22 protein-coding genes are annotated in these 23,475 nt (G+C 57.5%); 13 read left to right on the forward strand and 9 right to left on the reverse strand.

The features are described 5' to 3' along the window. Positions 1–612: 612 nt before the first annotated feature. Together topA and ACZ48V_RS08500 are read right to left on the reverse strand one after the other, a co-directional pair. Positions 613–3,213 (reverse strand): type I DNA topoisomerase, encoded by a 2,601-nt coding sequence (topA, locus tag ACZ48V_RS08495; protein ID WP_464538324.1) that lies wholly within the window; start codon positions 3,211–3,213, stop codon positions 613–615. 208 nt (positions 3,214–3,421) lie between these two features. Next, positions 3,422–4,039, reverse strand: coding sequence for a ferritin-like domain-containing protein (locus ACZ48V_RS08500; protein ID WP_464538325.1), 618 nt, complete (start codon positions 4,037–4,039; stop codon positions 3,422–3,424). Positions 4,040–4,428: 389 nt separating this feature from the next. On the opposite strand from ACZ48V_RS08500, the gene ACZ48V_RS08505 reads away from it, so the two are divergent. Continuing rightward, entirely contained in the window at positions 4,429–4,779 is a 351-nt protein-coding gene (locus ACZ48V_RS08505; protein WP_464538326.1) for a hypothetical protein, read from the forward strand. 415 nt (positions 4,780–5,194) lie between these two features. Here ACZ48V_RS08505 and ACZ48V_RS08510 read toward each other — a convergent pair whose 3' ends face one another. Further along, entirely contained in the window at positions 5,195–6,436 is a 1,242-nt protein-coding gene (locus ACZ48V_RS08510; RefSeq protein WP_464538327.1) for an acyl-CoA dehydrogenase family protein, read from the reverse strand. A gap of 152 nt (positions 6,437–6,588) precedes the next feature. Here ACZ48V_RS08510 and ACZ48V_RS08515 point away from each other — a divergent pair, with 152 nt between their 5' ends. Then, positions 6,589–7,101: a hypothetical protein gene (locus tag ACZ48V_RS08515; RefSeq protein ID WP_464538328.1), complete on the forward strand. Its 513-nt coding sequence runs from the start codon at positions 6,589–6,591 to the stop codon at positions 7,099–7,101. A gap of 276 nt (positions 7,102–7,377) precedes the next feature. On the opposite strand, the gene ACZ48V_RS08520 is transcribed toward ACZ48V_RS08515, so the two are convergent. From ACZ48V_RS08520 to ACZ48V_RS08545, 6 genes are all read right to left on the reverse strand, one after another. Further along, positions 7,378–7,845, reverse strand: coding sequence for a hypothetical protein (locus tag ACZ48V_RS08520; RefSeq protein ID WP_464538329.1), 468 nt, complete (start codon positions 7,843–7,845; stop codon positions 7,378–7,380). Between the two features lie 175 nt (positions 7,846–8,020). Continuing rightward, entirely contained in the window at positions 8,021–9,010 is a 990-nt protein-coding gene (gene nadA / locus ACZ48V_RS08525) for a quinolinate synthase NadA (protein WP_464538330.1), read from the reverse strand. A 57-nt stretch (positions 9,011–9,067) separates the two neighbouring features. Beyond that, on the reverse strand, positions 9,068–9,784 hold the full coding sequence (locus ACZ48V_RS08530; protein ID WP_464538331.1) for an ABC transporter ATP-binding protein: 717 nt from the start codon (positions 9,782–9,784) through the stop codon (positions 9,068–9,070). A gap of 61 nt (positions 9,785–9,845) precedes the next feature. Continuing rightward, positions 9,846–11,225: a sigma-54-dependent transcriptional regulator gene (locus ACZ48V_RS08535; RefSeq protein WP_464538332.1), complete on the reverse strand. Its 1,380-nt coding sequence runs from the start codon at positions 11,223–11,225 to the stop codon at positions 9,846–9,848. A 57-nt stretch (positions 11,226–11,282) separates the two neighbouring features. After that, positions 11,283–11,996, reverse strand: coding sequence for a tetratricopeptide repeat protein (locus ACZ48V_RS08540; RefSeq protein WP_464538333.1), 714 nt, complete (start codon positions 11,994–11,996; stop codon positions 11,283–11,285). A 437-nt stretch (positions 11,997–12,433) separates the two neighbouring features. Continuing rightward, positions 12,434–12,736, reverse strand: coding sequence for a hypothetical protein (locus ACZ48V_RS08545; protein ID WP_464538334.1), 303 nt, complete (start codon positions 12,734–12,736; stop codon positions 12,434–12,436). Between ACZ48V_RS08545 and gap the strand changes: the two genes are divergently transcribed. The 11 genes from gap (at position 12,735) to ACZ48V_RS08600 (ending at position 23,460) form a co-directional block, all read left to right on the forward strand. After that, positions 12,735–13,742, forward strand: a complete 1,008-nt coding sequence (gene gap, locus ACZ48V_RS08550; RefSeq protein WP_464538335.1) for a type I glyceraldehyde-3-phosphate dehydrogenase — start codon at positions 12,735–12,737, stop codon at positions 13,740–13,742. The genes ACZ48V_RS08545 and gap overlap by 2 nt on opposite strands. Before the next feature lie 98 nt (positions 13,743–13,840). Then, complete coding sequence (locus tag ACZ48V_RS08555) at positions 13,841–15,046, forward strand: phosphoglycerate kinase (RefSeq protein ID WP_464538336.1); 1,206 nt, start codon at positions 13,841–13,843, stop codon at positions 15,044–15,046. A gap of 183 nt (positions 15,047–15,229) precedes the next feature. Beyond that, a complete protein-coding gene (locus tag ACZ48V_RS08560) occupies positions 15,230–16,174 on the forward strand; it encodes an ABC transporter ATP-binding protein (protein WP_464538337.1) in 945 nt (314 codons plus the stop codon). Between the two features lie 45 nt (positions 16,175–16,219). Continuing rightward, the gene (locus ACZ48V_RS08565) at positions 16,220–17,050 is read left to right on the forward strand and encodes an ABC transporter permease (RefSeq protein WP_464538338.1); all 831 of its coding nucleotides are present in this window, start codon (positions 16,220–16,222) and stop codon (positions 17,048–17,050) included. Between the two features lie 187 nt (positions 17,051–17,237). Further along, positions 17,238–18,311 (forward strand): hypothetical protein, encoded by a 1,074-nt coding sequence (locus ACZ48V_RS08570; protein WP_464538339.1) that lies wholly within the window; start codon positions 17,238–17,240, stop codon positions 18,309–18,311. 14 nt (positions 18,312–18,325) lie between these two features. Continuing rightward, on the forward strand, positions 18,326–19,219 hold the full coding sequence (locus ACZ48V_RS08575; RefSeq protein WP_464538340.1) for a dimethylarginine dimethylaminohydrolase family protein: 894 nt from the start codon (positions 18,326–18,328) through the stop codon (positions 19,217–19,219). A gap of 151 nt (positions 19,220–19,370) precedes the next feature. Further along, positions 19,371–20,453 carry a hypothetical protein gene (locus tag ACZ48V_RS08580; protein WP_464538341.1) on the forward strand — a complete coding sequence of 361 codons (1,083 nt, stop codon included), beginning with the start codon at positions 19,371–19,373 and terminating at the stop codon, positions 20,451–20,453. 99 nt (positions 20,454–20,552) lie between these two features. Continuing rightward, positions 20,553–21,668 carry a coproporphyrinogen-III oxidase family protein gene (locus ACZ48V_RS08585; protein WP_464538342.1) on the forward strand — a complete coding sequence of 372 codons (1,116 nt, stop codon included), beginning with the start codon at positions 20,553–20,555 and terminating at the stop codon, positions 21,666–21,668. A 168-nt stretch (positions 21,669–21,836) separates the two neighbouring features. After that, positions 21,837–22,337: a GNAT family N-acetyltransferase gene (locus ACZ48V_RS08590; RefSeq protein WP_464538343.1), complete on the forward strand. Its 501-nt coding sequence runs from the start codon at positions 21,837–21,839 to the stop codon at positions 22,335–22,337. Next, the gene (locus ACZ48V_RS08595) at positions 22,334–22,852 is read left to right on the forward strand and encodes a DUF192 domain-containing protein (protein ID WP_464538344.1); all 519 of its coding nucleotides are present in this window, start codon (positions 22,334–22,336) and stop codon (positions 22,850–22,852) included. Before ACZ48V_RS08590 ends, ACZ48V_RS08595 begins: the two co-directional genes overlap by 4 nt. 68 nt (positions 22,853–22,920) lie before the next feature. Next, positions 22,921–23,460, forward strand: coding sequence for a DUF192 domain-containing protein (locus ACZ48V_RS08600; protein WP_464538345.1), 540 nt, complete (start codon positions 22,921–22,923; stop codon positions 23,458–23,460). Positions 23,461–23,475: the final 15 nt, after the last annotated feature.

The raw sequence follows: 23,475 nt of genomic DNA on the forward strand, positions 1-23,475 counted from the left end.
GAACGTACTTAAGTGCTCTGTTCCAGGTTAATCTTAGAACCTGTTTTGATTTCTTAATTTGGGCTGCGATCGGCGGCGCTGGACTGGGGCCGAAGGGCATGCCCCTGGTGCAAATTGCCCCCAATGTCGGCCCGTAGCCCCGGCTACGAACCGCCATCGGGGTCCAATTTTCGCTGCAGCGGCGCTCGCTCTCGCCTACAAACCAAAACCCAAACAGGCTCTTAGGGGGCGTACCCGGTTGATCTAAACAACCAACTGATCTAAGCCATCAAAGCCCCCAACCTTGTCATTTCGGGCGCAGCGATGCAATCGCATGCGTTGTTGTTAAAGAACGGAGCTGCTGTGGTGGGAACGCACAAGGTCGCCACGTCCGTCGCTTGCGCTTCCTTCTTGCGATGACAATTTCGGACGGTAACATTCAGGGTTGAAACAGCACTAAATAGCTGCACGGGCACTGATCTTACAGCAACACGAAAGCGGGCAGCTCCGAATGTGTCGGGGCTGCCCGCTTTGCGGTGTGGTGGGTACAAGGGGGGATCGCACGAGGGGGCAGAGCACGCGCCTGTGTTCGGAGGGGCCGCATGCAATGCCGTGGCCTACTGGCCTACTGGCCTACTTCTTCTTCGACTTGCTGGCGATAAGCTCCACGGCTTCCTGCATGGTGAGGTCTTCGATGGTCTGGTCATCGCCCAGCGAGATGTTTTTGCCGCCGTGCTTGATGTACGGACCGTATCGCCCATCCCAGAGCTCAATCGTCTTGCCGGTTTCGGGGTGTTCGCCGAGCACCCGCTGTGGTTTATTTTTTGCCTCTTTCTTGAGGATGAGCTCCATGGCACGGTCCAGGTCGACCGTGAGCACATCGTCGGCTTTCTTGAGTGAGGCGTAGGTGTCTTTGGCGCCGCTCTTGCGGTGGCGCACAAACGGGCCATATCGTCCGATGCCGGCCTCAACCGGATTGCTGGTCTCCGGGTGCTCCCCGAGCTCGCGCGGCAGATTGATGATCTTCAGCCCGAGATCAAAGTCAACCTCTGCTGGATCCACGCCTGGAGGGAGCGACACACGTTTGGGTTTGCCCGGCTGGTCGTCCTCACCGAGCTGCATGTAGGGCCCGTATGGACCGGACTTGAGCAGCAGCGGCATATCGGCTTCAGGATGAATGCCGAGTACCTGGTCGCCTTTATTGGCTTCTTCGAGAATGTCTTTCAATTTCTGACGGGTGGTATCGCCGGGAGCAAGGTCATCGGGCAGTGAGGCGGTTACGGTCTCTTCGGGGTCGTCGCTGTCTTCGAGCGGCCCTTCGACGTAAGGACCGTACTTGCCCACACGTACGACGTAGGGAGCCCACTGGTCGGCAAAGTCGATGGTTGAGATCGCTCGCGGGTCAAGCTCTTCCTGACCATCCTCCACGCGCGGCTGCACGCCGCCCTCACCGAGGAAGAAGTCGCGCAGATAGGGCTCGGGGTCTTTCTTCCCCGTCGCGATGTGATCGAGAATCTCTTCCATCTCAGCGGTGAAGTGCACATCGACCAGCGGGTTAAACTGGGCCTCCATCAGGTTATTGGTGGCAAAGGCGGTAAATGTGGGTACGAGCGCGCTGCCTTCCTTGCGTACATAGCCGCGCCGCTGAATGGTGCTTATAATGGATGCGTACGTCGACGGTCGCCCGATGCCCTCTTCTTCGAGCATCTTCACGAGAGAGGCCTCGGTGTAGCGAGAAGGCGGCTTGGTTTCATGACCCACCGGCTCAAGCGAGCGGACATTGAGTCCGTCGGTGCCAGCCTCTTCAGGAATTGACTCGTCGCCAACGGAAAGATCGGGGAGTGGGCGTTCGCGATCTTCGAGATCGGCTTCGGGGTCGTCGCTGCCTTCGACGTAGGCGCGCAGGAAGCCGGGAAAGAGGATCGTCTTGCCGGATGCGCGAAAGCGTGCCACGTCGTCTGTGCCTGCGTCGATGTACACATTCGTGTACTGAATCTGGGCGTTTGCCATCTGTGTGGACACAGTGCGCTCCCAGATCAGGTCGTAGAGCTTCTTCTGTTGGCCCGAGAGCCCGATTTCTGCGCTTGTCTTCATGGCCGTGCCAGCCGGGCGAATGGCTTCGTGCGCCTCCTGAGCGCTGTCTGAGGAGGTGTACGTGCGAACGCTGTCGCTCAGGTAGTCGGAGCCGTACCGTTCCTCAATAGACGTGCGGCTGGCAGCAATGGCTTCTTTCGAGAGGTTTTTCGAGTCGGTACGCATGTACGTAATGTGCCCGTTCTCGTACAGCTTCTGAGCCACGCGCATGGTGCGGTTGGCCGTGAACCCGAGCTTGCGGCTGGCCTCTTGCTGCAGGGTCGACGTGATAAACGGAGGGGGGGGGGTTTTCGTGCGAGTGCGGGTCTTGACGTCTGCCACGCGCCATGGCTCGGTAGGAAGCGTTTCGGCCAGTGTGGTGGCCTGTTCTTCCGAAAGCAGGAGCACGTCTTTGCCCTCTTCGAGATCGTCTTTCAGGCGGCCCGTATCCTGATCGAAGTCGCGGCCCTGAGCCAGTCGTACATCGTTCAGATGCGTCATATCGGCACCGAACGGAATCCTGGCTTTAGCAAGCTCTGCCTTCAGGTCCCAGTAGGTGGCGGGTACAAACGTGATGCGCTCGCGCTCCCGCATCACCAGAATACGCACCGCCACGCTCTGCACGCGTCCGGCCGAGAGCTTCGGCTTGATCTTGCGCCAGAGGAGGGGCGAGATGGTGTAGCCCACGAGGCGGTCGAGGATGCGACGCGTCTGTTGCGCCTCAACGAGGTTCTCGTCGATGCTGCGCGTGTTTTCGAGGGCCGCCTCGATGGCTTCTTGCGTGATCTCGTGAAAGACCATGCGCCGCACCGGCACGTCCGGGTTGAGGACCTCCAGAAGGTGCCAGCCGATTGACTCGCCCTCGCGGTCTTCGTCTGTTGCAATGTAGAGCTCGTCTGCATCCTGCAGCGCGCTCTGAAGCTGTTTGACGACATCACGCTTTTTGCGCGAGACGACATAGAGCGGTTCAAACCCGTTGTCGATGCGTACGCCAAGCCGCGACCACTCCTCGTCTTTATACTTCGCCGGGATCTCAGACGCCGAGGCGGGCAGATCTCGGATGTGGCCCATGCTGGCTTCGATCTGATAGCCCTGCTTGGGCAAGAACTTGCGGATGGTACGAGCTTTGGTGGGCGACTCTACAACAACTAATCGCTTCATGGGGCAGCGGCGGATGCGTACAAGATAGGCACAGATTATTTGGCTTCCTAAACACGCCAATCCAACTTCGAGCGTTCCGAATACATACGTTAACCTCTTGTTTGGTGAGCGAGCCGGGCATAAAAATCCCCTGCTCACGACAGGCGTGAACAGGGGATACGCTACGCGTAGTCAGACCTCGGAGGAATCTAACTGCTCACATTGTGAATTAAGCATGCACCTCATCTTGCCCTTCGGCAGCGACTTCTGCATCGGCGATGCTCAGTTCAAGCGAGTCTTCACCGAGGAAGTGGTCGATGTGATGGGCGCGGTCTTCGGCCTTCGTGAGCACCTTCTCAAGCTGGCGCTTGGTGCCGTGGTCGCCATGCTCAAGAGCGATGTCAATGCTCCCACGCACGAGCGAGGCAAGCGTGCTTTCGGCCTTCAAGTCATGCTTCAGCATATCACGTAGCCGGTACGTGCCTTCGGGCTCGTGTGTCACATGCGACAGCGCGGACTGATTGGTCGGGGCGCATGTCGGGATGCCGCCCAGGGCCGTAATCCGCTCCGCGATGCGATCGATGTACTTGTGAAGCTCTGTGTAGTGCTCTTCAAAGAAGAGATGCAGGTCACGAAACTGCGGGCCTTCGACCAGCCAGTGATGCTTGTGGTACTGGTGGTACATGGTCCACATCGTTCCCAGAATCTCATCAAGCTTAGGAAGCAGTGCTTCTACCGCTTCATCTGAGATGTCGACAGGGTTTTCTTCGATCATCTGTTGCGGACGCCACGGCTCGCCGTACTCGTTTTGGCGATCTTCAGGCGTTACAGGTGTAGATCCAGTCATAGCATTAACGGTGTGTTTGTTCAAGAGAGTTCGCTTTAGTGCAAACCTGCGGAGGGGGCAGACCCTTAGAGGGCTGTGCGCACACTTCCAAATTGTAAAACGAACAGGACACCAGCAGAAGTCATCTCGCGAAACGTAAACATGTGTTACGCTGCAGAGAGTGTATACCTGACTTCATGCTCTGTATGTATGATCAAACAGGGTGTTAGGACCCTTGGGTTAGAGGATCGTAATACCGCTTTGCTATATCGTAACACGCATCCAACGCGATACGCAGAGATCTGCATAAATACGCGTTGTGCAGCGATCTGAAGTCGCAATTCGACCAGTTGTGTCGTACATTCGACCTATCATCTGCTATTCTGTTGGATTATCTTAACACGCCACATATGCTATTTCGTCTGGTTCAGTCAACACTTGCTCTTAGCGCCGCGGGTGCTGCAGGCGCTGCCACAGCGTACTACCTCACAGATGTAGCCCGGGGCTCAACGACTGGTGCGCCCGGTTACACGAAAGCCCTGTCCACGCTCGGAAAGTCGGTAGGCGGATCAATGCCTGAAGGGATGGCCCTGATAGGTGCTGCTGCCGCTGTAAGCGGGGCAACAACGTATCGAATTCTGGCTCCATCCTCCGCCCCAAAAGCGATGCCCGCACCTGCCGAGGCCGTCTCTGATGAGCTGATAGCGGAAGGCGATGAAGAGAATGCTGTTGAAGAGTCGCCCGTCGAGAAAAAGGCATAGCATGTCCTGAAGGAGGGGGCATTTTAAGAATCTGTTTGGGTTTTGGTTTGAAGGTGAGCACGAGCGCCGCCGCGGCGAAAATTGGACCCCAATCAAGGTTTGTCGCGGGCTACGGGTCGACACGAGCTCGAAGCCGTCTGCTTCAGAAAACGTCTCTATCGGGAAAGCTTTAACAGGAAAGCAGTCACTCAGAACATACCTATTACCTCTGGTGGTCCTTCCCTGGACAGCAATAAAGCCAGGATGCTTCTGAAAAAGCATCCTGGCTTTTTAAGTGCTTGTAGAGACAAGGGGGAAGTCCAAAGACAGCCCCAGCCGGCCCGGTCGATGACGTTACGGCGGGGCCTACATGCCTTACACAAGCATGCCTTACACAAGCATGCCTTACACAAGCATGCCTTACACAAGATGTACGCTACACAAAGGCATTCAGCCCTGTGAGGTCTTGCCCGACCACCAGCGTATGTACCTCATGGGTTCCTTCGTACGTGATGACCGATTCGAGATTGGCCATGTGGCGCATCACCGGGTAACGGCTGGTAACGCCGTCTCCACCCAGCACCTGTCGGGCAGAGCGGGCTACCTCCAGCGCCATCTCGCAGTTGTGGCGCTTTGCCATCGATACTTGCTGCGGACGCATCGTACCTGCGTCTTTGAGCGTGGCGAGGCGCCAGTTCATGAGTTGGGCCGCCGTGATGGACTGTGCCATTTCGACGAGGCGTTCCTGTACCAGTTGGAACTGCCCGATCGGCCGGTCAAACTGTTCGCGGTTGATAGCGTGCTGCCGCGCAGCATCGTAGCACGCTTGCGCGGCTCCGACAACGCCCCACGCAATTCCGAAGCGCGCCTGGGTAAGGCACGATAGCGGAGCCCGTAAGCCCTTCGCTTCAGGCAGGCGGTTGCTTGCCGGGATGTGTACATCGTTCAGGATCACCTCAGACGTTACCGCGGCCCGCAGCGACCAGGTGTCCTCAATCGGAGGGGTTTCTACGCCGGGGCGGTCCAATTCCACCAGAAAGCCGCGCACAACGTCATCTTCGTCTTTCGCCCAGATCACCGCTACATCGCCAATTGAGGCGTTTGTAGACCAGCGTTTGTGTCCGTTAAGCACATACTCATCGCCTTGCTTCACTGCACGTGTTTCCATACCGCCAGGATTGGAGCCATGATTGGGCTCGGTGAGTCCGAAGCATCCAATCTTTTCGGCTTCGGCCAGAGCCGGGAGCCATGTGCGCTTCTGCTCCTCGCTTCCGTATCGCCAGATAGGATACATAACGAGAGAGCCCATCACGGAGCAGAACGAGCGCAGTCCTGAGTCGCACCGTTCCACCTCCTGCATCATCAAACCATACACAATGTTGTTGTGCCCACCTCCACCGTACTCGGTAGGCAGGTGCGGGCCAATGAGGCCAAGCCGAGCAAACTCCGAAATCAGGTGGTCGGGGAAAGTACGCTTGTGGGCGTGCGACTCGATGATCGGCTCTACCTCTTCCGTGATAAACGCCCGCACCGCATCGCGCTGGGCACGCTCTTCATCAGACAGTAACCCATCGACATCGAAAAAGTCGACTGGAGCAAAATCTGCGGCGGCGTATGTGCTGCTGGAGGTTACGTCGGGAGACGGGGGCGGGGAGAGGGTCGATGCAGAAGCAGACATAAAATAGACGGTTAGTGAACAATACTGGAAAGCGCTGGTGAATCACCGGGTACAGATCGGCATATACGCGGCGGTAGTTGACCCTTGACAGGATAACACCTACGTTTCTTATGCTCAACCCTCACTGCATCACGAAGTTTGCGACCGCTACTATGTATACAAAAAGATGGACGTACACAGGCATTCTGCTGGCTATCGTGCTGATGTTCAGCACAGCGCCAACCGACGCGACAGCGCAGAACCAGCCGCGGCTTGGGGTGGGGTTTAACACGCTTATCAGCACCGAAGACGGGTTTGGGCCAGGCGTGCGCTTTCGCGTGTCATCGCCCATCAACCGCGATCTTTCTATCGCGCTTGGATCGGCCTTCACCGGATACATACTGGGCGGTCGCGACGAAGCCTCCTACGCGCTCGATCCACAGATCTCGCTCATCGTGACCCGTACCGACACGCCCACGCAAGGCACATATTTCATGGGGGGATTCGGAGCGTACCTGCCTATCCAGACAGAAGAAAGCACTTCCGCCCCTACGATTCACCTGGGAGCCGGACGCGTGTGGCTGCTGCAAGACACATCGCTCTACGCTGAGTTCAACCCCTCACTTGTGATCGGAGAGGACTCTGCGAGCGGACTGTTCTCGCTCCGATTTGGCGTGATCTTCTAAGAGCCTGTTTGGGTTTTGGTTTGTAGGCGAGAGCGAGCGCCGCTGCAGCGAAAATTGGACCCCGATGGCGGTTCGTAGCCGGGGCTACGGGCCGACATTGAGGGCAATTTGCACCAGGGGCATGCCCTTCGGCCCCAGTCCAGCGCCGCCGCTCGGAGCCCAAATTAAGAAATCAAAACAGGTTCTAAGCAGTGTCTGGGCCACACAGGTACACAACGCCCGAAGTGCACCCTCAGAGGAAATTCCTCTTCAGGTGCTCCCTGAGGCGTTTTCCTGCTACACAGTCGCCATGATTGCCTGTGCGCGTTCTGACGGCTCGCCTTCGCGAGAGCGTGCATATTCGGGCCGAGCGTGCTTCGTCACGTAGTGGTCGATATACGCTGCAGCGACCTCGGCTTCCTCATCCGCTGTGCAAAGGTAGTACTCTTGTTTGTAGGGCTTCTCCCACTGACTGGGAAAGAAGAGCGTGCGATACTGGGGCTTTGTAAGCCCAAGCACCGCACCAGCCTCATGCCAGAGTTCGCCCCCGGTGTGAAACCCCCCGTGCAGGAGCAGCTCACGCTCGGTGTAGGTCTCTGATTCGAGAAGCACGTGCCCGGCAATGCAGCATTTGAAGCCACGTGGGACGGCCGCTTTAGAGATTACCTCCTGTTCATTGCGGGCAAAGGCCCATTGCGCCAGACAGCAGCGCTCGGGGCGGTAGACGATAGTGCGCCGGACGGTTTCCAACAGATCAACGTTCATAGGCGTCGAAGAAACAGGTGAACAACGTTGGGTTTGAGGTGCATTGTAACGTGCGAAAGGGCGCGAGACAATGCGTTGTATATGATGCGTATGCTTTCTAACGCTCGCAAGTAGTTATCGTTCAGGATGAACGTAGGCAAGTGTTATGCAGGGCGTGGAAGCAGCCAGACAGCCGCTATTTGATGCCCGCACTCATATCCATCATGCGCTCAATCGGGCGTAGAGCGTCTTTACGGAGCGACTCTTCCATTGTGATCTCCGGGCTTTCGTGCTCCAGGCACAGGTAGAGCTTCTCGATGGTATTGAGCCGCATATGAGGACACTGGCTGCAGTTGCACCCGCTTTCCGGCAGTGCCGGAATAAGTGTATTGGCGGGATTGTCCTTCTCCATCTGGTGCAAGATGCCCTCTTCGGTTGCCACGATAAACTTGGCTGGACCGTTATCGCGGGCGTAGCGCCGGATCTGGCTTGTGGAACCGATAAAGTCCGCATGCTGAAGGACTGCATCGCGGCATTCGGGATGCGCCAGTACTTCGGCGTCAGGGTGCTCGGCTGCCAGGCGCAGCAGTTTGCGTTCGCTGAAGGTCTCGTGCACGATACAGACGCCATCCCACAGCACCATGTCGCGCCCTGTTTCGCGGATCAGGTAGGCCCCGAGGTTGCGGTCAGGAGCAAACAGAATCTTCTCGTCTTCCGGAAGCTGGTTGATAATGTGTGCAGCGCTCGACGAGGTACAGATGATGTCGCTAAGCGCTTTCAGGGCAGCCGAACTGTTCACATACGTAATGACTGTATGATCAGGGTATTGATTGCAGAACGCCTCAAAGGCATCGGGCGGACACGTGTCCGCAAGTGAGCATCCGGCATTCAAGTCCGGGAGCAGGACCGTTTTTTCGGGATTCAGGATCTTGGCGGTCTCTGCCATAAAGTGTACACCGGCAAACACGATGATCTCCGCGTCGGTACTGGCCGCCTCACGGGCCAGGCCGAGCGAGTCGCCAACGAAGTCGGCCAGCTCCTGAATGGCAGCTTCCTGATAATAGTGAGCCAGCAAAATAGCATTTTTCTCAGTTTTCAGGCGCTCAATTTCAGCATACAGGTCGAGGCTGGCATCGACAGGCGCATCCACAAATCCGAGACTGCGGTCGAGGGTGGCAGTAGACATGGTAGGGAAGAAGCTAAACGAAGGTACTGAGGGAAACGCGAACGTGCTTGCATGCACCTACGACAAGGGCACCGAGCGATCCGTTGGAGAAGCGTCATGCAGTTGCCCGTGCTCAAGGTGAAGCACGCGGTCGGCAATTGAGGCAAGTGCCGGGGTATGCGTTACAAGCACGAATGTCTGTCCGGTTTCATGGCGCAGCGTTTCAATCTCCCGGTGCAGCGGTTCAGCCGTATCGGCGTCCAGGTTGCCAGTGGGCTCGTCGAGCAGTACAAGCGCAGGCTCATTCATCAGCGCACGCGCTACGGCAACGCGCTGCTTTTCTCCCCCCGAAAGCGTAGCCGGTCGCTGGTCGGCGCGATCGGCAAGTCCCATCAGGTCAAGCAAGCTGCGAGCGCGGCGTTCGGCAGCGTCGGCTCCTTGTCCGTTGATGCGAGCGGGCATGGCTACGTTTTCGAGGGCCGAAAACTCGGGGAGTAGATGGTGAAACTGGAAGACAAAGCCGATGCACTGGTTTCGAAACGAGGCAAGCGCTTCGTCATCCAGTGCAAAGATGTCGCGTCCAGTAACACGTACCTGACCGCTGGTCGGGTGGTCCAGTCCACCAAGGATGTGCAGGAGAGTGCTTTTCCCAGACCCACTTTCACCCATTACAGCGACAATTTCGCCTGGCTGTACCTGAAGGTTGAGATCCCGAAGCACGGTAAGCGCCTGAGGCGTGTCTTCCTCAAACGTTTTGGTAAGTCCCGAAACGTCAACAATTGGCGATTCAGCCATCGGTACGGGGCACAAGGATAAGGGGTAAGCAAGCAGAAGCTTTAAACAGGAGCCGAGCGGCTTACTCGTCGCGCTCTATGTTATACTTGTTGAGCTTGTTGTACAGATGCGAGCGCTGAATCCCGATTGTTTCGGCGGTTTGACTTACGTTCCAATCGTGCTCATCGAGCTTGTGCTCAATGAACAGCTTCTCAAACTGGTCGCGGGCATCGCTGAACGTATCATAGGAGTGGATTAGGTCATAGGCAGGGCCACTGCTTGACGTTTGAGGTCCCATGCAGCGTTGCACATCGTCGTCATCGACCGTTTCTCCATCGGTCAGAATGAGAATGCGTTCCAGCACGTTGTGAAGCTCACGCACGTTGCCGCGCCACTCATAGCGCTGTAAGGCGTTGAGGGCTGCATCCGAAAAAGTCTTAGGGGAAATGCCGTTGCGCTGCGCCAGGCGGCCGGCCATATGTTTGGTGATAAGCGGGATATCGCCACGACGCTCGCGAAGCGGCGGCACATCGATAAGAATAACCCCAATACGATGGTAGAGGTCTTCTCGGAACTGATTCTCCTCGATCTCCTCCTGTAAATTCTTATTGGTAGCGGCGATGACGCGCACGTCGACTTCTACCGTGCGGTCGCCCCCGACGCGCTGGACCTTGTGCTCTTGAAGCACGCGTAGCACTTTCGCTTGAGCCGACAAGCTCATATCGCCAATCTCATCGAGAAAAAGCGTGCCGCCGTGCGCCTGTTCGAATTTGCCGATGCGCTGCTGCGTAGCACCTGTGAAAGCTCCTTTCTCGTGACCAAAAAGCTCGCTCTCAATCAGTTCGCTGGGAATGGCGGCACAGTTGACCTCAACCATAGGGGCATCGCTGCGTCCTGACTTGCGGTGCAGCCAGCGTGCGACAAGTTCTTTGCCGGTGCCGTTTTCGCCTGTTACGAGTACGCGCGCTTCGGTAGGCGCCACGCGCTCTATCGTGTCCTTGATCTCGGCAATCGCCGTGCTCTCACCAATGATGGGCGTGAGGTCATCGGAGTGCTTCTCCGTGATCGTCTGCCGCATGCGGCGGTTCTCCGTCTTCAGTTCGCCACGGTCCAGCGCATTACGTACAGTGAGAAGCAGGCGGTTCAGATCCGGTGGCTTCTCGATGAAGTCGTAAGCACCCAGCTTTGTCGCTTCAACTGCTGTTTCGACCGTACCGTGTCCACTGATCATGACTACGGGAAGCTCGGGAAGCTCCTCGCTGAGTACCTCCAGCACATCCATGCCATCACGTTTGGGCATTTTCACGTCGAGCAAGACCAGGTCGTAGGTGTCTGACCGGGCCATGTCGAGGGCTTCTTCGCCATCAGAGGCACACTCTACGCTGTATTCTTCGTACTCTAGAATTTCTTCGAGGGTACGTCGAATGCTTGCCTCGTCGTCAACAACAAGGATCGTAGCCATAGGCAGCAGGGGGAAGCAGAAGGCAGAGCGGGCAGAGGGCGAAACGCTTCGCTTTTTTTACGAGGCCGTTCGTGCCTGGCGCGCTTCTACTCGGGCCAGGAAGCGCTGAACGCGCTCTGCTTCGGGCGAGTCTGCGTACTCGGTTTGGATTTGGCTATAGACCCGGCGTGCTTGCTCCAGATTGCCAGCAGCCTCGTAAGCGCGTCCAGCATTCATGAGGTACTGAGGCGATACGTGAGCACTCGAAGCGAATTCGGCGGCGCGCTCATAGCGGGCTCCTGCAGTATCGTAGTCGCCCCGATCTTCGAAAATAGATGCCTCAGCAGCCAGCGCGCTCGCTCCGATCAAGTCACGATCTTTGTTGAAGCGTTCCAGGTAGGTCATCGCTTCATCGGGCAGGTCGTTACGTAGATACCCATTGGCAACATAGAAGACCGCCAGGTTACCAGCGTTTGTACCACTGTACGTATCCGCAATCTCAAGCAGTCCCATAAGGTCACCGGTGCCCTGCAGAGCGCGTTCGTAATCGCCCATGGCGTACAGGCGTTCGATCTGTCCGAGATGCCGTTGCGCTTCCGCTTCGGTCTGCTGCACGTTCCAGAAATAGACACCGACAGCAGCAATCAGTACAACAAGTCCAACGCCTGCAGCATAAATGGCGTTTTTGTTCTCTTCAAAGAACAGCACGCTCCGTGCATACAGGTCAACGATAGAGTTGGAGCGCAGCTCTTTACGGCGCGACGACTTTTCAGGCGTTTTAAGCGAAGACATACGGTAAAAACAGTTCGACAAAAGGAGACTCAGGCTCGCGTACAACACGCGAGATATAACGTAATGGGTACCTTATAAGCAAGACATAGCACGAAAGAATGTTTCTACGCGGATGAAGTTGTGGGGGATGGCCACTACCCTGCCCATACGATTCGCCCTGAGCGTATACAGGCGAAAGAAGCTGTTTTTAGGGAGGCCCGCACACATGGGCCGGCTTCATGGGCCAGCTTACGACCATCCGTTCCAAAGCTTCACGCACGATTCGATTAGCGCCGTCTCAGATAGCGCCCCAAGGGGCAGTTTCCAAGAGGTAAACCGGGTACCGGGTGACAAAAGGAGTTCGAGAGAGACGGTTTGCGTCATGATCCAGGCGTTCAGGGGGAGAAGCGCGCTACAAATCCATAAAACAGTTGCACCCCTCCTGAATAATTTGCACCTTAGACCATGACAAAGAAATACAGCAGCGTATCCCTGCATCCACCATCAAACAACATTTGGATATGTTTTTTGTCCGCCAATACGCTATTTAACCAGCGTTTATTGGTATAGGAAATGAAAAGGGAGGCAACGGCCCACAACCGGGAAGGTGTGCTGAACATTGCGTACCGGTGCGGGTGCATGTTGTGGCGGATGTACTGCATCTGCCACGAGAAGCCTGAGGCCGGTTGAATAGCAACGATCAGGCCGGCTCGCGGCGTTTTTGTATTCGATGATTTCTCACTCAAGACCATTTCACCCATGGCTACTACACTTGGTATCAATGGATTCGGCCGCATCGGCCGCCTGGTACTGCGCTCCATCGTCGAGCGTGGCGATACCGATTTTGAGATTGCCGGTATTAACGATCTTACGCCCGCTGCTACGCTGGCTCATCTGCTCAAGTACGACTCGGTACACGGCACGTTGGATGCGGAGGTCTCGCATACCGACGATTCCATCACCGTAGGTGACATCACGTTTCCCGTATTCAACGAAAAAGATCCTGCCAACCTTCCGTGGGGCGATGTGGGATGCGACATCGTGGTGGAGTCGACTGGACTCTTCCGTACACGCGAAGCCGCAGGCAAACACCTCGAAGCCGGGGCCAAGCAGGTCGTGATTAGTGCGCCTGCGAAAAGCGAGGTCGACGCTACGGTCGTGCTCGGTGTAAACGATGAGATCCTGACAGGCGACGAGAAGATCGTATCCAACGCCAGTTGCACAACAAACTGCCTGGCGCCGCTCGTCAAAGTGCTCGACGAGACCTTCGGGCTCAAGCATGGTCTTATGACAACCATCCATGCCTACACGTCGTCGCAGAACATCGTAGACGGTCCGCACAGCGACCTGCGCCGTGCACGCACCGCCGCTGCTTCCATCATTCCAACTTCGACCGGTGCAGCAAAAGCGGTCGGACTGGTGCTGCCCGAGCTTGATGGTAAGCTCGACGGCATGGCCATGCGTGTGCCCATTCCAAACGGATCAATCACCGACCTGACGGTACACGTCGAGAAAGAGGCCTCCGTTGAAGCCGTAGACGCCGCTTTTAAGGCCGCTGCTGAAGGGCCTATGAAGGGGGTGCTTGAGTACAACGAGGCTCCGATCGTTTCGGCCGATATCATTCACAACCCGCACTCCTGCATCTACGACGCGCCGTCGACCATGGTAACGGGCGAGATGATTAAGGTTACGGGCTGGTACGACAACGAATGGGGCTATGCCAGCCGCATCGTTGATCTGGCTCAGAAAATTTCGTCGATGTCCTAAACGTACAAGGACACAGTCGCCGCAGACCGGGGCGAGAGATATGCTCTCGTTCCGGTCCTGCATTTTCTCTCCTTAATAGATGCTCTACACAGCCTGCCATGAAAAAACTCACCCTCGACGCGGTAAATGTAAAAGGCAAGCGCGTACTCATCCGGGTCGACTTCAACGTGCCGCTCAAGCAGAACAAAGATGACAACCGCCCTACCGTCGCCGACGATACACGGATTCGGTCTGCACTGCCTACCATACGACACGTGCTCGACAAAGGTGGAAAGGCAATTCTCATTAGCCACCTGGGGCGCCCCAACGGAGCTCCCGACCCGGACCTGAGCCTCGCAGCGGTCGCCGATCATCTCGACACGCTGCTGGAAGAGCGCGTTCGCTTCTCCAGCAACACCATTGGCGATGCCGTGCAGGAAGCAATCGACGGCATGGGGAACGGATGCGTCATTCTTCTTGAAAATACACGCTTCGATCCAGGGGAAAAAGCCAATAGCGATGACTTTGCCGATGGACTCGCCGCACTCGCCGACATCTACGTAAACGATGCCTTTGGGGCGGCACACCGCGCCCATGCCTCCACAGCAGGTGTGGCCGAACGTGTGCAGCCTGCTGTCATGGGACGCCTTATGGAAAAAGAGGTGGAGGTGCTCACCAAGGTGCGCGACGAACCAGAGCCGCCCATGGTCGCGATTCTTGGCGGAGCCAAGGTGTCCGACAAAATGGGCACTGTGCGGCGCCTTTCTCAAAATGCGGCACACCTGCTCGTGGGCGGAGCCATGACGTACACCTTTCTGAAAGCACAGGGCGAAGAGGTCGGAAACTCGCTGGTCGAGGAAGACCGGCTGGAGCAAGCTGAATCACTCGCCGATGAAGCCGGCGATGTGTTGCATCTGCCACAAGATCATGTCTATGCCAACTCGATTGAGGACGAAGCGCCTGCAGGGGTCTCCGAGGGCGGCATCCCTGACGGAAAAATGGGACTCGACATTGGCCCGGCTACCGTAAAAGCCTATATCGATTATATCGGTGAAGCCAAAACCATCATCTGGAACGGTCCCATGGGGGTCTTCGAAACAGAGGCGTTTGCACAGGGCACAATCGCAATTGCCGAAGCCGTTGCCGAAGCCACCGATAACGGCGCCTTTTCCGTCGTTGGTGGGGGCGACTCCGTATCTGCACTGAATGTAGCCGGCAAAACCGATCGCATCAGCCATGTGTCTACCGGCGGCGGAGCCATGCTGCAACTGCTTGAAGGGAAGCCGCTCCCAGGCCTCGAAGCGCTCACCGATGCCGACGTGTAGCCACGCTGAAAGCTGACACTGTAGCTGGTGCTACACGCAACGCTGTGCGCCACACTGTGCGCGACGCTGTACGTAACAATGTCCTTCTTACATTCGTCTTGTGGGGCAGAGAAGGTTTTGGGGAGCCCCGCAAAACCTTCCTGATACCCCTGCTCTATCCTTACACGCCCGCTTTTGCCTGCTATGTCTGCTGCTATTGCTGTTGACGGACTCTGCAAAACCTACCGCAGTGGACTCTTTCGCAACAAGACCGTGGAGGCGCTCCAAGGCATTGACCTTACGGTAGGGCGCGGCCACGTATTTGGGCTGTTGGGGCCAAACGGCGCGGGCAAAACAACCCTCGTCAAAATACTTCTTGGTATTGTGCACCCCACAGCAGGCGATGCACGCCTCTTTGACGTGCCCGCCACGCGGGCCGAAGCGCGAACGCGTGTGGGCTACCTGCCCGAGAAACATACCTTTCCCGGGCTCCTCACCGCCACACAGATGCTCGATCTGTACGGGCGGATGGGGCGGGTGTCCACTGCAGAGCGTGCGACACGCATCCCCGAACTGCTCGAAAAAGTGGGCCTCTCTGCTCAGGCCGATCGCAAGATCAACACCTTCTCAAAAGGAATGCTTCAGCGGGTCGGTATCGCACAGGCTCTGCTCAACAATCCCGATCTTCTGTTCCTCGACGAACCTACCGATGGGGTAGATCCAGTGGGCCGACGCGATATCCGCGACCTGCTCGTATGGCTGCGCGATGAAGGCACGACCATCTTCATCAACTCGCACTTGCTCTCTGAGGTCGAAAAAGTATGTGGCGAAGTGGCCATCATGAACGAGGGCGAGCTGGTGCGGCAGGGGGGAATTAGCCAGCTTACAAGCGTTGATCGCGAATACCGGATCACCTGCACCCCGCTTCCCGACAGCCTGCCCGGCGCAGCCGTCAGCCAGATGATGCGGATTGAAGAGGCGTCTGCGCCTGAACTGGAGCAGTGGCGCGTAGCCGCCGAAACCCGCTCCGACCTGAACGCACTGCTCGACACGCTGCGCAGCCACAACGTGGAGCTCGAAGCCGTCGAGCCCGTGCGGCGCTCCCTGGAAGACTACTTCATCGACGTGGTGGCGCCCCCGTCGGCCTGAGGCCGCCTTACCGCACATCGCTCTTGCCTAACCCCCTGCGCCTACATGCAGCCTACGCTCGGCCTTATCTACCTTACGTTTCGCGAGCTCTGGACCAAGAAGATTGTGCTGGGCCTGTTTGTCATCAGTTCGCTCATTCTGATGATGGTGGCCTTCGCGCTCAACCTTGATGTGGTCGACGGTTCACTTGCCGGACTCCGCCTCTTCGGGCAAACGCCCAATGGGTCTGTCGATGGCCTCTCGCTCGAACAGCTGGTCTTTGGCATCGAATCAGCCGTAGCTGGCGCCACGTACTGGATTGGCATTCTGCTTGCCCTCTTCGCTACCGCGCCGCTCTCCGTCTCGCTCCTCGAACGCGGACACATCGATTTGCTCCTCTCCAAACCCATAGGGCGCACCCCACTCCTGCTTAGCCACATCGCCGGCGTGTGGATCGCCGTCTCCGTCCTCGCGCTCTACCTCATGGGCGGGGTCTGGCTCATCCTCTCCATCAAAACCGGCGTATGGCACCTGCCTTTTCTGCTCAGCATCGGACTCGTCGTGCTCATGTTCGGCGTTATGTACGGCGTGGTCGCGCTCATGGGCGTGTGGACCGAAAGCACCGCTCTCGCGCTTATCGTGAGCTACGGACTCATCTTCGCATCGATCGTTTTAGCAGCCTCCGACGCTATACTCGATACGCTCGGAATGGTCGGCTCAACCGCATTTATCGCGCTTTACCACATCATGCCCAACTTCGCCGAGGTGTCGGGCCTGGCTGCCAGCCTGGCCCAGGCCGAATCCGCCACGGACTGGTATCCGCTGTTTTCGGCGGTGGCTTTTGGGGCCGTAGCCTACGGGCTTGCGCTCTGGATCTTCAACCGCCGCGACTTTTAACACCCCTGCTGGCACAGAAAAGTCGGCCCGTACGGTCTGTACATAGGCGGGTAAGGCAAGAGGGATACGAACGCATCTGCCCCTGCAGCACAACCCGGGCAGCTCCGTTCCTGTAACAACCCCTCGCCAGTCTGCGTCTTGTAGACGCTGCGTTCTACACTGCACATACATGCATCCCCATTTCGATATGGCATGCTCGCTTGCTTCACTCCAGCGCCGATCTCTCTGGACACCCATCGCGGCGTTCGCGATCGCTCTCCTTACGCTCACAGGGTGCCAGCCCGACCCGCCGCCCGTAGCTGATGATACGCTCGACGCCATTGCGGTCTTCCCCGAGGGTACGCAGAGCCTCTCCATGGTCAACCTGCAGCATCTCAAGGACGAAGCAGGAATCTCGTTTTTTAGCGAGCGCGGGATTCGACTCACACTGCTCGACAGCGATGTAGTCTTTGACCCGCTCACCCGTGAGCAGCGCAACGACCTCAACGCCTTTATTGAAGCATCCGGCTTCAACCCGGATACCGATCTGCACGCCGCGTACGTAGGCGCAGCTCCGGTTGGGGACGAAGGCGTGTTGCAGGCGCCCCTGCTTGTACTGCGTGCCGACTTCACGCGCGCACGTCTTGCGTCCTCGCTCCGCGAAGCCAGCGATCTGATCGTGCCGGTTGACGAAGTGCACGACATCCCCGTGTTCGCTTTTGCGCCACGCAATGGCGAAGACGGCGCCTCCGATCGCCGCCTGGCCCTGCTCGATAACCACCGAGTCGCCGTTGGAGACGCCCGCGATATTGAGGCGCTCCTTGAACGCATAGACAGGGATGCACCCGGGTTCGTGCCGTCTGCCGACGACCGCGAACTCATCGGGTATGCCTCGCAGTCCGGATCAGCCTGGTCGGTGCTGCTTACCTTGCCCGAAGAAATGGACAATACTCTTGAAACCGTGCAGGAGCAGAACAATGCGCAGGAGTGGCAGCGCCGCTTAGCCCGCGTTGCGACAGTAACGCGTCAGGCGGGCATGGGCGTTACGCTTAGCGAAGAAACGGTGCAATCGCGCATAACGCTCGTCGCCGATGATAACGCACGCGACGTGCGCCGCCTGCTGCAGGGGGTCGCTTCGGGCGCGCAGTCCTACGACGGACTGTCAGCGGATCAGCGAGCCATCTTCGAGGATATAGCTATCGACGACCAGGGACGATTTGTCCATATCGACATAAACACCACCCAGCGCGCCCTGGCCGAAATGATACTTTCCTCACGATAGAAAAGACGTACTTCATGGTCTACACCACGCCAAGCGAAGCGCTTCCGCATCCCACCAGCACGCCAGCCCTGTCGCGCCCCCAGAAAGCGGTGCTCACAACGCCTGCGCACTTCGACGTTACATACGTCATCAATCCGCATATGGCCGACAATGTGGGCACGGTCAACACCGAGGTAGCCTGGCAGCAATGGAAAGCGCTACGAGCCGCGTACACGGCGCTCAGCTGCGATGTCCACATCGTAGACGGAGCACCAGATCTGCCCGATATGGTGTTCTGTGCCAACCAGACGCTTCCGTACCGCGATCCCAAAACCCATGAAACCGGGGTTGTGCTCAGCCGCATGCATGCGCCCGAACGTCTCGACGAGGTCCCGCATTATCGGGACTTCTTCGAGAAGCAGGGGTACGCGGTGCACACCCTGCCCGACGACGTGCAGGGCTCCTTTGAGGGCATGGGCGATGCCATCTGGCATCCCGGCCACGCGGCGCTCTGGGGCGGATACGGCTTTCGCACCGACCTTGGCGTCTACGAGGCCATCCATAGCCTGCTCGACGTACCCATCTATGCACTCCATCTTGACGATCCCGACTTCTACCACCTCGATACCTGTCTCAGCGTGCTGGATGCCGACACTGCGCTCTACTATCCGGGTGCATTCGACGGAGACGGCCTCGCGCTGCTGAATGCGGGTTTTGATACGCTGGTTGAAGCCCCCGAAGATGAGGCGCGATCGCTCTTTGCATGCAACGCACACTGCCCCGATGCCGAACACGTGCTCATCCAGGAGGGCTGCACCGTCACCGAATCGCGCCTGCGTGACGCCGGGTTCACCCCGGTGCCGCTCGATACCAGCGAGTTTCTGAAAGCAGGGGGCTCGGTGTTCTGCATGAAGCTGATGGCCTGGTAGCAGGCAGGCAAATAGTGAGTGGGTTCTTCAAGGGGAGCGGTAAAGGGCGAGATTGCATATAGGGCGGCTGTATTGTATCTCATGAACGCCCCGCACGAAAAAATTAGGCTCTGCGGGATACGCATGCCCTTGCTACCACCTGGCTTTGCCCATGTCTGATGCTACTGCCCCCGCAGATCCTGATAACGGAAAACGGACGCTCCGAGAGCTGGTCGTAGACGTGATCATGCTCGTGCTGATCGCGGCGAATCTTGTGTTCATCGTCTTCGACTGGACGTTTACGTATCGCCACTTCCAGGAGCTTTTGGAAGTAACGGTTCCGGCCTTTCACGACTTCTATGCGACGGAAGTCCACCCGAACTTTCTGTTCTACGATCTTATCTTCGTCGCTGTTTTTGTGGCGGAGATTTTGGTGCGGTGGGGCCTGGCGATCTACCGTGGCACCTACCGCCGCTGGTACTTCTACCCGTTGGTTCACTGGTACGACGTTCTCGGATGCATCCCCGTTGGCACGTTCCGGTCGCTTCGCGTACTGCGGCTGGTCGTTATGATTCGCAAGATGCAGCGCCTCGGACTCATCGACCTGACGCAGACAGCCATCTATGAGGCGTTCGTGTACTACCGCGACCGGTTCGTGCAAGAGATTACCGACCGGGTCGTAGTGCGCATCGTATCGGGCATTCAACACGAGGTGTCGACGAACGACGTCGTCGTAGACCGCATTACGAAAGAGGTTATCGGCCCACGCCGCGACGACCTGGTGAATGCACTGACGCACCGCTTACAGGCTGCGACCGCAGATGCCTATAGCTCGTATCGCCCCGCGTTTCAGAGGTATATTGATGCGGTCATCACGCAGGCTGTCAACAATAACAGAGAGATTAGTACCATCGGGATGATTCCGGGGGTAGGGTCAACAATCGCGCATCTGCTGAAAGAGGCGATCAGCGATATCGTATACAATGTTCTGAACCAAATTATGGACGATATCGGCTCGCAAGAGAATAACCGTGTCATCGCAGAGATCACGTCAATATCGGCAGATGCGGCGTTTTCCTCTAACTATGAGCAAGAGCTGAATACGATGGTGCGGTCGTTGCTCATTGATGCGCTGGAGGTCGTTAAGGATCAGATCGAGGTGTATGAATGGGACCCACGGGCAGCCTCCGAACAAAGACATATCGAGGAAAGACCGCCTTTCGTTGCTGAAAAACCAGCCTCCAATCCGTCGTAGACACAAGGCGAGCATATCTGCAACGTGGAGCGTGGGATCTACATTCAAGATGAACAGACAACGCCAATTCTTTATTCCGTAACACAACCAATCTTTGCTATGGCTGGTCTATATATACACGTCCCATTCCGGGAGAGCGATCGCGCTTATGACGACTCCGTTGTAGTGGCATCGCATCAGCCCGATTACGACGCGTTTGCGCGTGCACTGGTCAACGAACTGGATCAGTACGAGGCAGCGCACAGTACGGCCGAAATATCGTCGATCTACGTGGGCGGTGGACGCCCCTCCTTGGTTCCGATCTCCAATCTGAAGACGGTAGCCGAAAAAGTGCGCGTATTCGATGTGGAGGGGGCAGCAGAGGTCACCATCGAAGTGAATCCCCGGGATGCCTCTGACGCGTACATGCAAAAGGTAGCAGCAATGGGATTCAACCGGGTTAGCCTTGCTGCGCTTTCGTTCTTTGATGAGGAACTGAGCACGATCGGTGCGCCGCATCGAGCCCACCATATCGAGCCGGCAGTGGCGCATATCCGTGCAGCCGGCATCGACAATATATCGGTAGACGTTGCTTTTGGGTGGGCTGAGTCGACCCTTGAAATGTGGCAAGAGACGTTGCGCGAAGCCGTCGCGCTTGAGGTACCGCACATTACGCTCATCGAGTGGCCAACTGTGCCGCGCGACAACGAAACCGAAATGACGCGCGCTAAGCAATACCGCCATGCACTGCTTGACTTAGAGGAAGAGGGCTTTGAAGCGTACGAGATTTCGCACCTGTCCCGGCCGGGGCACCGGTCGCAACACAACGAGAACTACTGGGCACACGGCAGTTTCCTCGGGACCGGGCCAGCTGCGCACAGCTTCTGGTGGCCCGGCCGTAACGAGAAGCCGCACCGCTGGGTCAATGTATCCGACCTTGCTGTATACATGCAGCGCTTGAACGATGGACGTGCACCGGTTGCTACGCGCGAGGAAGTCGATCCTGAGGCGCTGGCTGGCGAGTACCTCACCCTGCGGCTGCGCACCCGCGACGGGCTCAACCTGGCTCGCTACCGCGACGTCTACGGCGTTGACCTGCGTGCGCAACGCGCCTCGCTGCTCGACCGGCTACAAGAAAACGCGCTTATCTACCCAATCACCGACGACACGCTGCGCCTGACAAACGCCGGATGGCTCGTTTACAACTCTATCGTGCAGCGCTTGCTTGCAAAATAAGCCCTTCAAACTAAGCGACGCCTGAAAACAGGTTCTAAGCGGGTACGTAGTGATACGTGGTAGGTACGCCAGCCGGGAGCGTGCCGTCCAGCAGCGTACCGTCCAGAAAAAACCAAACAGGTCCTCACCCGCCGCATAACAACTGCATAACAACCTCACGATACTCCCATGCCAATTCGTCCAGTGCAAACATCTGCCGAACTCGACACGGCAAGGCAGCTCTTCCGCGAGTACGCGCGCGAACTGGACGTAGACCTCTGCTTTCAGGACTTCGAGCAGGAACTGCAGGCGCTTCCGGGGCCGTATGCTGCGCCGCAAGGAGTGATCTTGCTTGCGCATCCCCCTGAAACATTGCCCATACAGGCAGTTGGATGCGTAGCCCTGAAGCCGCTTGATCGGCCCGACGTGTGCGAGATGAAGCGGCTATACGTACGCCCCGAAGCGCGAGACGCAGGGTGGGGGAACGCCCTTGTAGACGCGATCCTTAACGCGGCCCGCCGCCGTGGCTATTCCACAATGCGTCTTGACACGCTCGATACGCTTCGCGCAGCGCTTCGCCTATACAGACGCTTTGGCTTTAAAGAGATTGACGCCTACTACGAGAACCCGCTGCCAAACGTCATCTACATGCAGAAAACGCTATCTTCCTCATCATCAACACCATCATGAAGTTGTCTGCCGGGTATCATACTGGGTCATTGCTCCTCGTGGCCGCTTTGCTTCTGAGCACCGTTCTCCTTTCCACCGGATGTGCCGAGGAGGAGCGCCGCGGCACGGCCACAGACCCCGCTACGTTCCGGCATGATGGCACGCTCGCGTTTGAGTCAGCAGAGGGCGACACGCTGGCCGTCATCGACATCGAGATTGCCGATACCGATCAAGCACGCGCCCAGGGACTCATGCATCGCCGCTCGATGGGCTATGACAAGGGCATGCTCTTCGTGTTTGACGAAGTCGGTACGGGCTCCATGTGGATGCGCAACACGCCGCTCCCACTCGATATGATTTTCGTAGACGATGACGAGGAGGTCATAAATATTGTGGAGCGTACGCGTCCCTTCTCGGATGCAGAGGTGTCGCCGGAGGCGCCTCGCCGGTACGTGGTCGAGGTGCGGGCTGGATTCGTGGATCGCCACAACATCGGGACCGATGCGCGAATTCGGTGGACTCGCATCGATGAGTAACGTGCTCTCCCCGACACGATCATCGCACACGATCTTTCTTATACTACTTCGCTAATTTTACTCCGTTTATGTCGTTTTTGTACTGGTCTGCTCGCATCATACCAATCTGCCTGCTTGCGCTGTGCGGCGCTGTGCTGGTGGGATGTGCCGAAGAAGAGGCTGGAGCCCCTGCCGATCCGCAAGAAGAGATTGAGGACCCAATTCCCTTTCGATCGGATGGCACCCTGCATATCTTACAGGATAACGATACGCTGCGCACGCTCAACATCGAGATTGCCGACACCGATTCGGCACGCGCACGGGGACTGATGGAGCGCACGTCGCTACCGGAAGATGGCGGCATGCTGTTCATTTTTGAGCAGGAACAGCCCCAGAGCTTCTGGATGGCAAACACGCCGCTGGCACTCGACATTATCTTTGCCGACCGTGAAGGCGAGATCGTATCCATGACCAAGTACACGCGTCCGTACTCGCAAGAGCAGGTGCAGTCTGGCGTGCCGGCACAGCACGTACTGGAGGTGCCCGCAGGCTACGCCGACCGGGTGGGAATCATCGAAGGACAGCGTCTGGTGTGGACGCGCCATGAGGCGAATGACGATGAGGAGTAGATGCGAGGGGGGGAT

The sequence above is a fragment of the Longimonas haloalkaliphila genome, from assembly GCF_055379825.1.

What these genes read in the sequence shown, in the direction of transcription:
- ACZ48V_RS08565 (WP_464538338.1), top strand. Translation starts at nt 16,220, where the DNA reads ATGCAGCCTACGCTCGGCCTTATCTACCTTACGTTTCGCGAGCTCTGG.
- ACZ48V_RS08520 (WP_464538329.1), bottom strand. Translation starts at nt 7,845, where the DNA reads ATGAACGTTGATCTGTTGGAAACCGTCCGGCGCACTATCGTCTACCGC.
- nadA (WP_464538330.1), bottom strand. Translation starts at nt 9,010, where the DNA reads ATGTCTACTGCCACCCTCGACCGCAGTCTCGGATTTGTGGATGCGCCT.
- gap (WP_464538335.1), top strand. Translation starts at nt 12,735, where the DNA reads ATGGCTACTACACTTGGTATCAATGGATTCGGCCGCATCGGCCGCCTG.
- ACZ48V_RS08555 (WP_464538336.1), top strand. Translation starts at nt 13,841, where the DNA reads ATGAAAAAACTCACCCTCGACGCGGTAAATGTAAAAGGCAAGCGCGTA.
- ACZ48V_RS08500 (WP_464538325.1), bottom strand. Translation starts at nt 4,039, where the DNA reads ATGACTGGATCTACACCTGTAACGCCTGAAGATCGCCAAAACGAGTAC.
- ACZ48V_RS08530 (WP_464538331.1), bottom strand. Translation starts at nt 9,784, where the DNA reads ATGGCTGAATCGCCAATTGTTGACGTTTCGGGACTTACCAAAACGTTT.
- ACZ48V_RS08505 (WP_464538326.1), top strand. Translation starts at nt 4,429, where the DNA reads ATGCTATTTCGTCTGGTTCAGTCAACACTTGCTCTTAGCGCCGCGGGT.
- ACZ48V_RS08560 (WP_464538337.1), top strand. Translation starts at nt 15,230, where the DNA reads ATGTCTGCTGCTATTGCTGTTGACGGACTCTGCAAAACCTACCGCAGT.
- ACZ48V_RS08535 (WP_464538332.1), bottom strand. Translation starts at nt 11,225, where the DNA reads ATGGCTACGATCCTTGTTGTTGACGACGAGGCAAGCATTCGACGTACC.
- ACZ48V_RS08590 (WP_464538343.1), top strand. Translation starts at nt 21,837, where the DNA reads ATGCCAATTCGTCCAGTGCAAACATCTGCCGAACTCGACACGGCAAGG.
- ACZ48V_RS08575 (WP_464538340.1), top strand. Translation starts at nt 18,326, where the DNA reads ATGGTCTACACCACGCCAAGCGAAGCGCTTCCGCATCCCACCAGCACG.
- ACZ48V_RS08540 (WP_464538333.1), bottom strand. Translation starts at nt 11,996, where the DNA reads ATGTCTTCGCTTAAAACGCCTGAAAAGTCGTCGCGCCGTAAAGAGCTG.
- ACZ48V_RS08570 (WP_464538339.1), top strand. Translation starts at nt 17,238, where the DNA reads ATGGCATGCTCGCTTGCTTCACTCCAGCGCCGATCTCTCTGGACACCC.
- ACZ48V_RS08580 (WP_464538341.1), top strand. Translation starts at nt 19,371, where the DNA reads ATGTCTGATGCTACTGCCCCCGCAGATCCTGATAACGGAAAACGGACG.
- ACZ48V_RS08585 (WP_464538342.1), top strand. Translation starts at nt 20,553, where the DNA reads ATGGCTGGTCTATATATACACGTCCCATTCCGGGAGAGCGATCGCGCT.
- ACZ48V_RS08510 (WP_464538327.1), bottom strand. Translation starts at nt 6,436, where the DNA reads ATGTCTGCTTCTGCATCGACCCTCTCCCCGCCCCCGTCTCCCGACGTA.
- ACZ48V_RS08515 (WP_464538328.1), top strand. Translation starts at nt 6,589, where the DNA reads ATGTATACAAAAAGATGGACGTACACAGGCATTCTGCTGGCTATCGTG.
- ACZ48V_RS08595 (WP_464538344.1), top strand. Translation starts at nt 22,334, where the DNA reads ATGAAGTTGTCTGCCGGGTATCATACTGGGTCATTGCTCCTCGTGGCC.
- topA (WP_464538324.1), bottom strand. Translation starts at nt 3,213, where the DNA reads ATGAAGCGATTAGTTGTTGTAGAGTCGCCCACCAAAGCTCGTACCATC.
- ACZ48V_RS08545 (WP_464538334.1), bottom strand. Translation starts at nt 12,736, where the DNA reads ATGGGTGAAATGGTCTTGAGTGAGAAATCATCGAATACAAAAACGCCG.
- ACZ48V_RS08600 (WP_464538345.1), top strand. Translation starts at nt 22,921, where the DNA reads ATGTCGTTTTTGTACTGGTCTGCTCGCATCATACCAATCTGCCTGCTT.